The sequence below is a fragment of the Enterovirga sp. CN4-39 genome (assembly GCF_049446235.1).
Taxonomy (GTDB): domain Bacteria; phylum Pseudomonadota; class Alphaproteobacteria; order Rhizobiales; family Beijerinckiaceae; genus Enterovirga.
Genome location: NZ_JBMSEF010000002.1, coordinates 172,182 through 184,253, shown reverse-complemented (window position 1 = coordinate 184,253; position 12,072 = coordinate 172,182). Strand labels below are relative to the sequence as shown.

Here is a 12,072-nt window from a genome sequence, read left to right as displayed (position 1 = left end):
CCGTTGCGCCGGGACATGACTGGACGGATTTCGCCGGATGCCGTGTCCGGCGCGCTTCAAGGCTGAACGATCGCGTTTCGAATGAAACCTGCGGTCTCTGCCGGTACGACGTGAGCGCGAAGCCGGCAGAGCCGCATGGGCCCGGATCTCGGGCCCGACTTGGCTCAGGCCGGACTTGGCTCAGCCCACCCGAGAGGCCTCGACGATGAGCTGCGTGATCGCGTCGGGATGCGAGATCATGGAGAGGTGGCTCGACCTCAGCTCGATGGTCTTCGCGCCCATGCGCTTGGCCATGAAGCGTTCGAGATCGGGATTGATCGTCCGGTCCTCCGTCGAGACGGCGTAGAAGGACGGCTTCGACCGCCATGCGGCCTGTGTGACCTTGCCCTCCAGGAGCGCCTTGTGGAACGGCTCCTGCACGGCATAGAGCACCTTGGCCTTCGCCCTGGGCAGGTCCCCGGCGAAATCGCGCAGGAACGCCTCCTCGGTGAGCCGGCCCTCGTCGCCGTCGAAGACGATGCCGGCGGATGCGGGCGGCGTCGGATAGGTCTTGGCCAGCGCCGTGTAGTCCTCTCCGGCATCCGGCGCGCGGGCCGCGACATAGACGAGCGAGGCCACCTTCGGATGGAGGCCGGCTTGGGTGACGATCATCCCGGAGAACGAGTGCCCGACGAGCACGGTCGGGCCATCCTGCCGGTCGAGCACGCGGATCGCCGACTGCACCGCCTCGTCGAGCGTCGTCAGCGGGTTCTGCACGGCGGTGACATTGTAGCCCTCGGGCTGCAGCCGGGCGATCACCTCGGACCAGCACGACCCATCGGCAAAGAGACCGTGGACTAGGACGATGTTGCGGGCCCGGGCCGCGCCCTGGGCGCGAAGGCCGGCCGGGACCAGGGAAGCGGCAGCTCCGAGCGCGAGCATGGACGACAGGTCTCTGCGGCTCAACATCGTGTCTCTCCTGCGGTTTGGGGGCTTCGATCTCGCCATCGAAGCTATCGGCCGCGACCGCCGGGAGACACCGAACCTAGGCTTGGCCGGGACAGGACTTGGTCTTTTCGAAGCATACGGAGGTTTGGGAGCGTACGGCTGCCTTGGTGGGCTCGCTCCTCGAGCAGCAAGGAGCGGAAGCCCGGAGGAGCGGTCGCTCGCTCAACGCAACGGCCTGAACCGAGCCCTGCCTTGGACGAGGGCCACCGGGCGGGCACACGGTTGCCCTCCTCGCCGCGGCCTCGCTGTTCTCCGCAAGAACAGGCCCGGCTCGCAGGGCCGAACAGGCGTTACCCGAACACGCCGGCAATCACCTGAAAGAAGCTGATCGCGAGCCATACGCTTCCGGAGACGGCCGCAGTCGCAAGCGCGGCCGTTGCTGCTCTCCCCGGGCCCAGGCCGTATGCGACAGTCAACGACCTCGACCAGGCATGTTCGTCCGGAAGGGCACCCTGCCACAGCCGGGCGGGCTGTACGTTGTCATTCGCGGCGCGGAAAACGCTCGCGCGCACGAGAAACCGGACCGTGTAGTCGGCCGTCCTTGGATCGCCTCTCACGAAGCACATGGTGCCTCTCCGCGCCTTGCGGCGTCTGATTCGCCACCGTCTCAAGGCAGGGTGGCCAACCCAAGGCGGACCTGTTCACGTTTGCTTGTGCAGGCCGGGAAAGGTTCGATCGCTCGCCGGGAAGCGGAGACGTCAGGCAGTGACACCGCGTCCGACGCTCGGTCGACGCATCGGCAGGCCGGCGCAGAACGGCAAACAGAGCCGGATCCGACGGCGTCTTAAGCTGCTGATTTTCTTAGAAGAGGTGTCGTCTGCCACAAAAGTTCCGACTAGCGAACCTGTGGTCTCAACGGCTTAAACGCCCTCGTGCCAGATGGTTCGCGACTCTGCGCCACCAAAGATCCGACTGGCGCTGTCCCGCGCCAACAATGATCCGACCGATTGAGCCCCCTTCTGGGCCACCTGAAGCGAACTGCGCACCGCGTGTGTACCGAGCGTAGTCGCTTCTCCAAGAGGATCCCGCGTTAGCGAAGCGGTTACACGTACCCTCGCAGACCTGCACCCGGCCGTGACGCCCCAGAACGCCGGTCGGGTGCACATGCTGGAGGCGGTGCCGCTCGCCTGGCGCGATTAGCCGCCCTATGCTCGCCGAGCGACCCCACCCTTGTAGATCGCGCACGCGGCGGCATCGTAGGCGTCGTGATTAGGGGGCGGTGAAGCCGGTCCCCCGACGGCCTTGATCAGGCCGGTCGCGATCAGCCAGCATCCGAGCGCCGCGCCGAGGTGCACGACCATCAACGCGGCCGCTATCCCCCAGGAAATTGGTCCCCAAACGAGCAGCATTAGGCAACCGCCCGCGAGCGCTGCCGTGACCATCACGGCTCGAAGGCTGACTCGCGTGTAGTCCGAAAACCCGAATGTCAGGGTTGCAACAAGGCTGGTGAGGAGCGCCTGTGCCCCGCCGAAGGCATACGCGGCGGCCACCAGAACCCCGATCTCAGAAGACGATGGAACGCGCCAAGGTCCAAGGGGACCTGCTTGAGGAATCAGCCCCGTCCACGCTCCCACGAATGTCTCCAGGACGAGCACGAGAACGCCGATGGATGGCCCCACCACGACGAAGATCAAGAACACGAGAAACGGCATGGACGTCCACGTCAGCGTTCCGGCCCGCTTCTACACCCCGAGTGCTTCCCACGGCGCCGGCCACGCCCAATCTGGTTAAATCTCTGCCGCCCATCGCTCCCCGGAGCACCCGGTTCCAGTATCGGATCGCGGAAGCGCGCGACCGCGAGCCAAGGGCGCCGCGCCGACAGCGGTACTGTTCACGTTCAACCTGCTGCACCTCGATGGCGAGACCTACGGGAGCGGCAGCTTGCGCACGCGCCGGGACGAGATCCCCAAAGTGCGAGCGGTCTGACGAAGCGGTTTGACGAAGCGGTTTATCCGGAGGCATCACGCTTCAACAGGTCGGAGTGCGGACCCCAGTCCTCGGTGCTATTCAGAACATAAGGCGGGCTCGGATCTCGGCGCGCGCCAGCGAGGAGGAAGCGTCCGAATGAGCTTGAGCCCTTCCAGGCCCGGCGACTTTGAGGCGGATGTCGGGGCCGTTGAGGGCATCGCGGCCGTGCCGACGATCCTGGAGGTGATCTGCCGGACGACGGGCATGGGCTTCGCGGCGGTCGCGCGTGTAACGGAGGAGCGCTGGGTCGCTTGCGCCGTCAAGGACGATATCGCGTTCGGTCTGAAGCCAGGTGGAGAGCTCAAGGTCGAGACCACGATCTGCCATGAGATCCGGCAGAGCGGCACCGAGGTCGTCATCGACCACGTCGCGGAAGACGGCGGCTTCTGCAAGCATCACACGCCCGCCATGTACGGCTTCCAGAGCTACGTCTCGATGCCGATCCTTCTGCCGAACGGGCGCTTCTGGGGAACGCTCTGCGCCATCGACCCACAACCGGCTCGGGTCAACACGCCTGAGACTGTCGGTATGTTCAGGATGTTCGCCGAGCTCATCGGCTTCCATCTCGACGCGAACCTTCGCGTCGCGACCAGCACGGCGAAGCTGCGGCTCTACGAGAATATCGTGCAGTCCGACACGGCGCCGATCTGCGTGTTCGACATCGAGTACCGCCTGATCGCCTTCAACAAGGCGCACAACGACGAGTTTGAGCGGGTCAACGGCTTTCTGACGAAGATCGGCGACGTGTTTCCCGACCTATTCATCCCGGAACAGGCAGCCGTCATGCGCAAGAACATGGGGCGTGCGCTGGCCGGCGAGGCATTCAAGGTGGAGGAGGTTTTCGGACGGCCCGAATACGGCCAACCCAGTTGGGAGATCACCTATACGCCCCTGCGGGACGAGACCGGACGGATCATCGGCGCATTCCACCACGCCCACGACATCAGCGCCCGATTGACTGCAGAGGCCGATCTTCGCGATGCGCAGGAGGTCGTTCGCCAGTCACAAAAGCTCGAAGCGGTCGGTCAGCTCACCGGCGGCGTGGCGCATGATTTCAACAACCTGCTCACGGTCATCAGGTCCTCTTTCGACCTTCTGAAACGACCGGATCTCCCTGAGGCACGCCGTAAGCGGTACATGGATGCCATCTCCGACACCGTCGACCGCGCGACGAAGCTCACGGCGCAGCTTCTCGCCTTCGCGCGACGGCAATCGCTGAAGCCCGAAGTGTTCGAGGTCGCCGACGCGCTCCGGCGCGTCGCCGACATGATCGACACGGTGATGGGAGGCCGGGTGCGCATCGTCACCGAGATCGCCTCGGAACCGTGCTTCATCCGCGCGGATCGCAGCCAGTTCGAGACCGCGCTGGTCAACATGGCCGTGAACGCTCGGGATGCGATGAACGGCGAGGGGACGCTCACGCTCCGGCTCTCCTGCGGGCTGCCGCTGCCACCGATCCGCCGACACTCGGGAGCCGCGGGACCTTTCGCGAGGATCACGCTCACGGACACTGGCGCCGGCATCCGTCCCGAGACGCTCAGGCAGATCTTCGAGCCGTTCTTCACGACGAAGGAGATTGGCCGAGGAACCGGGTTGGGACTGTCCCAGGTCTATGGCTTCGCCAAGCAATCCGGCGGCGATGTCGATGTCACCAGTCGCGTCGGCTTTGGCACCACATTCTCATTGTATCTGCCCGAGACAGCGGCGGAGGTCGATCAAGTTCCAGCGACCGGCGACGCCACGGGTCAGCCAAGCCGCGGGCAGGGAATCCGAGTGCTCGTCGTCGAAGACAACGATGGCGTTGGGCGCTCGGCGACGGACGCCCTGGCGGACCTCGGGTTCGTTTCGACGTGGGCGTTCGATGCCCGACAAGCGTTGGAGCACCTGGCACGTGCGCCGGAGGAATTCGATGTCGTATTCTCGGACGTGGTCATGCCAGGTATGAGTGGGTTGGAGATGGCTCAGGTTATTCGCGAGCGCCATCCCGGCATCCCGATCATCCTGACTTCCGGCTACAGCCACGTCCTCGCGGAAGAGGGCCGGCATGGGTTTGAGCTCCTGCAGAAGCCCTATTCCGTCGACCAGCTGTCGCGCATCCTGTGGCGGGCAACGGCCCGGGGACCGGGGGGTAGTGCCGCCGTTCCGTGAACCGACCTGTCGTGATCTCGTTCACTTGCCGAACGGGGAGCGAACGATGACGATGGGCGGCAAGAGATTGAGCGGTGAGTACGCGGTCCGCGATGACGGCCGGGCGACGCCCTATGCGGGGACGGGTCGTCGAGCGACCTCCGGCTACGGCCTGATCTTCGTTCTCGGCCTGCTCGTGGCCGGCGCCTTCCTCGGCTACGGCATGTTCCACAAGGGCGAGGTGAACGAGCAGGCGAAACCCGAGGCGACGGTCGGCTCGACGCGGTAGCCCAGGCATGTGCGGACGCGTTGTCCAGGCGGCCGACCCGACGCTCTACACGCGCGTCGTCGGCGGCGAGCCCGAGCGCCCGATCCCGAACTCCCCGCCGCACTACAATGGTGCACCCAGCCAGGACTTCCTCGTCGGCCGAATGGACCCCAAGACGGGCGAGAAGAGCCTCGACCTGCTGCGCTGGGGCCTGATCCCGTCCTGGGCCAAAGACCGGAAGATTGCCTGGAAGATGATCAACGCCCGGGCGGAGACCGTCGCGACCGCGTCGGCGTTCAAGGCCGCTTACGGCAAGAAGCGGCGCTGCCTCGTCCCCGTCGACGGCTTCTACGAGTGGCGGAAGATGGGAGCAGCCAAGCAGCCCTACGCCATCGGCATGGCGGACGGAGAGCCGTTCACGCTGGCAGGCCTCTGGGAGAACTGGAAGGACCCGGACAGCGGCGAGTGGCAGCGCACCTTCACGATCGTGACGACGGAGGCCAACGAGCTCGTCGGCAAGCTGCACGACCGTATGCCCGTCGTCGTCGCGCCGGCTGACCGTGACCGCTGGCTTACCGATGACGGCCCGCGCGACCTGCTGAAGCCGTACGCGGCCGAGAAGATGCGAATGTGGCCTGTGTCCCGCGACGTGAACTCGCCAAAGAACGACCGACGCGATCTGCTCGACCCAATCCCCGACCTGCCTTGGCCGGAGCCGGGCGGCGATGAGGTCGCGAACGCGAACAGCCCGGAAGCCGACACGAAGCCGGCGAATTCTGTGCAACTGCGTATAAGTCGAGTCTACTGCGTAAAAGCCGAGTCTGATCAGGCAGGGACGCTGGCAAGCTAACGCATGATCCGCAATCTCACGGTTCATGAACGAGAGTGTATTCTGAGCGCTTGAGTGACCGAGTTCGCTCAAGTGAACAAGGTGTGCAAGCAGTTGCGCTGAGGTCTACGCTCCGAACAGGGCTAGAACGTACTCCGCTAGATCTAGCGGAGTACGAAGCTGCTTAGCCGTCCGAACTGCCCTGCGCCACTAATCCGGGAAGATCTCTGCAGAAGCCCTGAGCGGGGCGGCTACCCCCACATCTGGATCTGAAACTGATTGGCGCCGTTCCGGCCGAGAACGTCCTTCAGCTACTGCCTGACGCGGTCGTTCCCTCACGCGAGGAGCTGGCCGTCTACTGGCGCTGCGTCGGCGTGGAGGCTCTGGAGCACCTTGCCCGCAGTTGGTCCGGCACGTCAAAGGAACGACCTTCTACCACCGGGGACCGCTGCCGCAGGTTCCCCATCCCATCCACAAGCTGACCACCGAAAAGCGGGAAGCTGGCGAAGGCACCCGGCTCTGGGGCAGCCTCGACGGCCTGCTCGGCCTGTTGGAGAGCGGCGTGGTCGCATTTGGTGTTGGAGCACGTCCGTGCATCATCTCGCCACCTCTGCTTCCGAGACAAGCGTTGCCGAGTGCTTGCCGTCGGATATGGCTTCGTCGGGGAGATCGCGCCCTTTCACCAGGGCGTAGATCGCCGGGATCACCAGCAGGGTCAGGACGGTCGAGGACACCATGCCACCGATCATCGGGACGGCGATCCTCTGCATGATCTCCGACCCCGCGCCCGTGCTCCAAAGGATCGGCACAAGACCGGCCATGATGGCGACCACCGTCATCATCTTCGGCCGGACACGCTCCACCGCGCCGACCATGATGGCTTGGCGAAGGTCAGCCTGACTGAATGAGCTACCGTCCCGCTCACGCTCCGCCCGGATCTCCGACAGGGCCTGATCCAGGTAGATCAACATGACGACGCCGGTCTCGGCGGCGACGCCTGCAAGGGCAATGAAACCGACGGCTACGGCCACGGACATGTTGAAGCCGAGCCACCACATCAGCCAGACCCCGCCCACCAGCGCGAACGGCAGCGACAGCATGACGATGAGCGTTTCAGTGAGCCTCCTGAAATTGAGATACAGCAGGAGGAAAATGACCAGCAGCGTGACCGGGACCACGATGCGCAGGCGCGCCTCCGCTCGCTCCAGGTACTCGAACTGCCCGCTCCACTGGACGGTGGTGCCGGAGGGCAGTTTCACTTCCTTCGCGACCGCCTCACGCGCCTCCGCGACGTAGCCGCCCAGATCGCGGCCGGAGATGTCCACGAAGATGTAGACCGCGAGTTGCCCGTTCTCGGTCCTGATGGAGGTCGGCCCACGGGTCAGTTGCACCTTCGCGATCTCGCCTAACGGAACGGCGCCCCCGTCCGGCATGGGTACCTGCACCTCGCTCGCGATGGCTTGCGGGCTTGAACGGAAGGCACGCGGATAGCGGACGTTCACCGTGTAGCGCTCTCGGCCCTCGACGGTGTTCGTGACCGTCTCGCCTCCGAGCGCCGTCGCGATCACGTCCTGCACGTCCCCGACCGTCAGGCCGTAGCGCCCGAGCGCGACGCGATCCGGGACGACGTCGAGGAAATACCCGCCGATGACCCGTTCGGCATAGGCGCTCGACGTACCCGGGACGGCGCGTACGACCGCCTCGACCTGGCGCGCGGCCGCCTCCATCTCGGTCAGATCCTTCCCGAAGATCTTAATGCCGACCGGCGTGCGGATGCCGGTCGCCAGCATGTCAATGCGCGCGCGGATCGGCTGCGTCCACGCGTTCGACACGCCGGGAAACTGCAGCGCCTTGTCCATCTCGGCGCGTAGGCTCGCGAGGGTCACTCCTCCCCGCCACTCGGATCGCGGCTTCAGATTTATGATGGTCTCGAACATCTCCATCGGCGCTGGGTCGGTCGCGGTCGCGGCCCGCCCTGCCTTACCGTAGACGGACGCGACCTCCGGGAACGACTTGATGATCCGGTCCTGGGTCGCGAGCAGCTCGCCGGCCTTTGTCACCGAGAGTCCTGGCAAGGTGGTCGGCATGTACATGAGGGTGCCCTCGTTCAGGTCCGGCATGAACTCGGACCCGAGCTGACGGGCAGGCCAGATCGTTGCTCCGAGCGCCACGACCGCCACCAGCACCGTCAGCACGCGTGCCCGGAGCACGCCGGCGATGACGGGGCGGTACGCCCAGATCAGCAGGCGGTTGATCGGGTTCCTGTGCTCGGGAACGATCCGCCCCCTGACGAACAGGACCATGAGCGCGGGAACGAGCGTCACGGACAGGAGCGCCGCGGCGGCCATGGCGAAGGTCTTGGTGAACGCGAGCGGCCCGAACAATCGTCCTTCCTGGCTCTCCAGCGTGAAGATCGGCAGGAACGAGACGGTGATGATCAGGAGGCTGAAGAACAGGGACGGCCCGACCTCGGCCGCCGCCTCGACGAGAACATCCGTGCGGGACTTCCCAGCCGGCGCGCGCTCCAGGTGCTTGTGGGCGTTCTCAATCATGACGATTGCCGCATCGATCATCGCGCCGACGGCAATGGCGATGCCGCCGAGGCTCATGATGTTCGCGCCAATGCCGAGCGCCCGCATCGCGGCGAAGGCCATCAGGATGCCGACTGGTAGCATGATGATGGCGACCAGCGCGCTCCGCACGTGAAGGAGGAACACGATGCACACGAGCGCGACGATCACGCTCTCCTCGATCAGGGTCGTTTTCAAGGTTTCTATGGCCGCCTCGATCAGCTGAGAGCGGTCGTAGACCGGCACGATCTCTGTCCCGGAAGGCAGGCTCGCGGCGACCTCGGCGAGGCGCGCTTTCACGCTCTGGATGACGTTGAGCGCGTTCGCGCCGAACCGCTGGAGCACGATCCCGCCGGCGACCTCGCCCTCCCCGTCGAGCTCGGCGATACCGCGTCTCTCGTCCGGCCCGAGCTCAACTCGCGCGACGTCGGAGACGCGCAACGGCGTCCCGTTCTCGGTACGCAGGACGATGTCGCCGATGTCCGCGACGTTTCGCAGGTAGCCGCGGCCTCGAACCATGAACTCGAACTCGGAGAGCTCGACGGTCCGTCCGCCCACGTCCGCGTTGCTCGTTCGGATCGCGTCGCGCAAACGAGCCAGCGTCACGCCTTGCGCACGCAGCCGGTTCGGGTCGACGATCACGTTGTACTGCTTGACGAAGCCGCCGACGCTCGCGACCTCGGCGACGCCCTCCGCACGAGAGACGCCGAACCGAACGACCCAGTCCTGCATGGACCGGAGCTCGGCCAACGTCCTTTCCTTGGCGAGGATCACATACTGATAGACCCAGCCGACCCCGGTAGCGTCCGGCCCGAGCGTCGGGGTCACTCCGCTGGGCAGCCGCCGTGCGGCCCCGTTTAGGTATTCGAGGACACGGCTGCGCGCCCAATACGGGTCTGTGCCGTCCTCGAAGATCACGTAGACGAACGATACGCCGAAGAACGAGAAGCCGCGCACCACCTTGGAGCGCGGCACGGTGAGCATGGCCGTCGTGAGCGGGTACGTGACCTGGTCCTCGACCACTTGCGGCGCTTGGCCCGGAAATTCCGTGTAGACGATGGTTTGTACGTCCGAGAGGTCCGGGATGGCGTCCAGCGGAAGCGTGCGGAGCGCGAAAAGGCCGGCAGCGACCGCGAACGTCGTCCCAATCAGGATGAGCACGATGTTGCGCGCCGACCAACCGATGAGGCGCCCGATCATGGGGCTTTCTCACCGGCCATGGCCTGGGTGGTCGGCGCCGAGGGCGGTACGGTCAGGGCCTGCAGTGCCGCCTTCAGGTTGCTTTCCGCGTCGATGAGGAAGTTGGCCGAGGTCACGACGGTGTCGCCGACAGCGAGGCCCTCTCGCACCTCCACGTACCCCTCCCCACGCTGGCCCAACTTCACTTCCCGAGGCTCGAACCGACCTTCGCCGCGGTCGAGCAGCACGACCTGTTTCGTCCCGGTATCGAGGATCGCGTCCTCGGGAACGCTCGTCACGGGACTTTGAGCGCCCGTCTCGATCCGAACCTCCGCGTACATCGCGGGCCGCAAGGCTCCCTCCGGGTTGGCGAGCTCGATCCGGAGCCGGGCGGTCCGGGTCCCGGCCGCAAGGTGCGGGTAGATCCGGGTGACGGTTCCGACGAAGCTTCGGCCGGGAAAGCTGCGTACCCGCACCGTCGCCGCCTGTCCCTCGGCGACCCGGCCCAGGTCGCGTTCCGACACGTCGGCCACGACCCAGACGCGGCTGTGGTCGACGATGCGGAACAGGACATCGCCCGCCCGAGCACGCATTCCCGTCGACACGTTACGCTCGACCACGACCCCGTCGCGCGGGGCCGACCAAGTGATGACGGCCGGCACCTTTCGCGTACGTTCGATTTCGTCGATCACCTCGCCCGGGATGGCGAGGTTCTCCAACCGCCGCCGGGCTCCGTCGTATCCGATAGCGGTCAGGTATTGGGCGGCCGCGGAAGCTATCTCCGGCGAATAGAGCCGGAAGAGCGGCTGGCCCTTGTGCACGTGGTCTCCCGTCGTAACGTTCTCGACCGCTTCCACGAAGGCGTCTGTGCGGGTCGCGACGACTGAGATCCGACGCTCGTCCTCCTCCACAGTGCCCGGGGCTCTGACCGGCGCCGAAAGCACGCGCTCCAGGGCTTCGGTCGTGCGTACTCCCGTGCGCTGGATCTTTCCTGGAGAGAGCCTGATGACGTTTCCGTCCTCTGCCTCGCCTTCGAGCACAGGGATGTAGTCCATCCCCATCGAGTCCTTCTTGGGCACGGGTGACGTGTCAGGCAGGCCCATTGGATTGCGGTAATAGAGCACCCGCTTCGTGTCGGCAGAGGCCTCGGACGCGTGCCCGGCCCCGGACGGCGTCTCAGCTGCGGGCTTGTCCTCGAAGCTCACGTCCTCGCTGGCTCGCACGGCCAAGTAGTCCCGGCCGTCCGCCGTCTTGCGTGGTCCAGCCGAATAGGCCGGCTTACCGTCCGGGTCGCGGTAGTAGATGACAGGCCCGGAGGGGGGCGGCGCGGCGGCTTTGGTGTTCGAACCGGGCCGGCGTGCCGCTTGCAGCGCTTCCTGGGCCATATCGACCATTGCGGCGAGGGGTGCGCCGTCTCGGCCGACTACGTAGCCGGTCACCCCCGCCGCAATCGCGGCGAGGGTCCCGGCGAGCCATGCCGCCCGTCTCACTTGGTGGCCTTGAACGTCAGCCTTCTCTCGACCGTCCCCGCTTCTCCCTGCACCTTGGCGGCAAGCGACAGGCGCCAGCCTCCGGCCATGGTGAGCTTCACGTTGAAGCGATACACGCCCGGCTCCGTCGAGGGTGCCGGTTCGATGCTGGACGTCATCGTCTCCATGCCGTCGGGAGCCATGTCGATGCGCTTCGCGACGATGACGGCATCGGGGACCGGCTTGCCGGTCTTCTTGTTCACCAGGCGGACGGCGAGGACGGCGTCACCCTGCTTGAGCTCGTTCTGGACGAGTTGGAACTCGTAGTCCTTGACGTCGGCGAGGGCCGGCCCTGCCAGGGCTGCGGAGAGGAGCGCGACGCCTGCGGCGCGCGCAAATGGGTTGATGCTCACGATTTGATCTCCTGATTCGACGATGACCGCGCACGCGGTCGCGTTCGGCCGCTAAGCACGGCCGAGTCCGGCGAGGCCGGGGTCGAACTCAGAAGTTCGGGGGTCTGGGCAGGCGTGGCCGATCCGGTCCCTCAGGAACCGCGTCGTTCGTGGCCAGGATCTTCGATGGGAAAGACCGCCGAACCGGAACTCCCACCGCGACGGCGATGCCGCCGACGCACTTCGCGACGCAAAGGGCTATGAGCGGGCACGTCTTCTGACA

Annotated in this window: 8 protein-coding genes and 1 pseudogene; 4 read left to right on the top strand and 5 right to left on the bottom strand. The window is 65.9% G+C overall.

What is annotated here, in order from left to right; all coding sequences use genetic code 11:
* Nucleotides 1–180 precede the first annotated feature (180 nt).
* Together ACO2SS_RS04610 and ACO2SS_RS04605 are read right to left on the bottom strand one after the other, a co-directional pair.
* A complete protein-coding gene (locus ACO2SS_RS04610; RefSeq protein ID WP_423276414.1) occupies nucleotides 181–948 on the bottom strand; it encodes an alpha/beta fold hydrolase in 768 nt (255 codons plus the stop codon).
* Nucleotides 949–2,132: 1,184 nt separating this feature from the next.
* On the bottom strand, nucleotides 2,133–2,639 hold the full coding sequence (locus ACO2SS_RS04605) for a hypothetical protein (protein ID WP_423276413.1): 507 nt from the start codon (nucleotides 2,637–2,639) through the stop codon (nucleotides 2,133–2,135).
* Nucleotides 2,640–3,051: 412 nt separating this feature from the next.
* Here ACO2SS_RS04605 and ACO2SS_RS04600 point away from each other — a divergent pair, with 412 nt between their 5' ends.
* The 4 genes and pseudogenes from ACO2SS_RS04600 to ACO2SS_RS04585 all read left to right on the top strand — a co-directional run.
* Nucleotides 3,052–5,103 (top strand): ATP-binding protein, encoded by a 2,052-nt coding sequence (locus tag ACO2SS_RS04600; protein ID WP_423276412.1) that lies wholly within the window; start codon nucleotides 3,052–3,054, stop codon nucleotides 5,101–5,103.
* Between the two features lie 46 nt (nucleotides 5,104–5,149).
* Nucleotides 5,150–5,371 (top strand): hypothetical protein, encoded by a 222-nt coding sequence (locus ACO2SS_RS04595; protein WP_423276411.1) that lies wholly within the window; start codon nucleotides 5,150–5,152, stop codon nucleotides 5,369–5,371.
* A gap of 7 nt (nucleotides 5,372–5,378) precedes the next feature.
* A complete protein-coding gene (locus ACO2SS_RS04590; RefSeq protein WP_423276409.1) occupies nucleotides 5,379–6,200 on the top strand; it encodes an SOS response-associated peptidase in 822 nt (273 codons plus the stop codon).
* A gap of 266 nt (nucleotides 6,201–6,466) precedes the next feature.
* Nucleotides 6,467–6,747 (top strand): annotated as a pseudogene (locus ACO2SS_RS04585) (DNA ligase D); the annotation flags it as partial.
* A gap of 28 nt (nucleotides 6,748–6,775) precedes the next feature.
* Here the strand turns inward: ACO2SS_RS04585 and ACO2SS_RS04580 are convergent.
* From ACO2SS_RS04580 to ACO2SS_RS04570, 3 genes are read right to left on the bottom strand one after another with little or no spacing between them, the layout of a single operon-like run.
* Complete coding sequence (locus ACO2SS_RS04580; RefSeq protein ID WP_423276408.1) at nucleotides 6,776–9,949, bottom strand: efflux RND transporter permease subunit; 3,174 nt, start codon at nucleotides 9,947–9,949, stop codon at nucleotides 6,776–6,778.
* Entirely contained in the window at nucleotides 9,946–11,418 is a 1,473-nt protein-coding gene (locus tag ACO2SS_RS04575) for an efflux RND transporter periplasmic adaptor subunit (RefSeq protein WP_423276407.1), read from the bottom strand. Before ACO2SS_RS04575 ends, ACO2SS_RS04580 begins: the two co-directional genes overlap by 4 nt.
* The gene (locus tag ACO2SS_RS04570; RefSeq protein ID WP_423276406.1) at nucleotides 11,415–11,810 is read right to left on the bottom strand and encodes a FixH family protein; all 396 of its coding nucleotides are present in this window, start codon (nucleotides 11,808–11,810) and stop codon (nucleotides 11,415–11,417) included. Before ACO2SS_RS04570 ends, ACO2SS_RS04575 begins: the two co-directional genes overlap by 4 nt.
* Nucleotides 11,811–12,072 lie beyond the last annotated feature (262 nt).

Excerpts from the sequence above, each read along its gene's own strand:
- ACO2SS_RS04610 (WP_423276414.1), bottom strand. The coding sequence starts at position 948 with ATGTTGAGCCGCAGAGACCTGTCGTCCATGCTCGCGCTCGGAGCTGCC.
- ACO2SS_RS04600 (WP_423276412.1), top strand. The coding sequence starts at position 3,052 with ATGAGCTTGAGCCCTTCCAGGCCCGGCGACTTTGAGGCGGATGTCGGG.
- ACO2SS_RS04580 (WP_423276408.1), bottom strand. The coding sequence starts at position 9,949 with ATGATCGGGCGCCTCATCGGTTGGTCGGCGCGCAACATCGTGCTCATC.
- ACO2SS_RS04590 (WP_423276409.1), top strand. The coding sequence starts at position 5,379 with ATGTGCGGACGCGTTGTCCAGGCGGCCGACCCGACGCTCTACACGCGC.
- ACO2SS_RS04595 (WP_423276411.1), top strand. The coding sequence starts at position 5,150 with ATGACGATGGGCGGCAAGAGATTGAGCGGTGAGTACGCGGTCCGCGAT.
- ACO2SS_RS04605 (WP_423276413.1), bottom strand. The coding sequence starts at position 2,639 with ATGCCGTTTCTCGTGTTCTTGATCTTCGTCGTGGTGGGGCCATCCATC.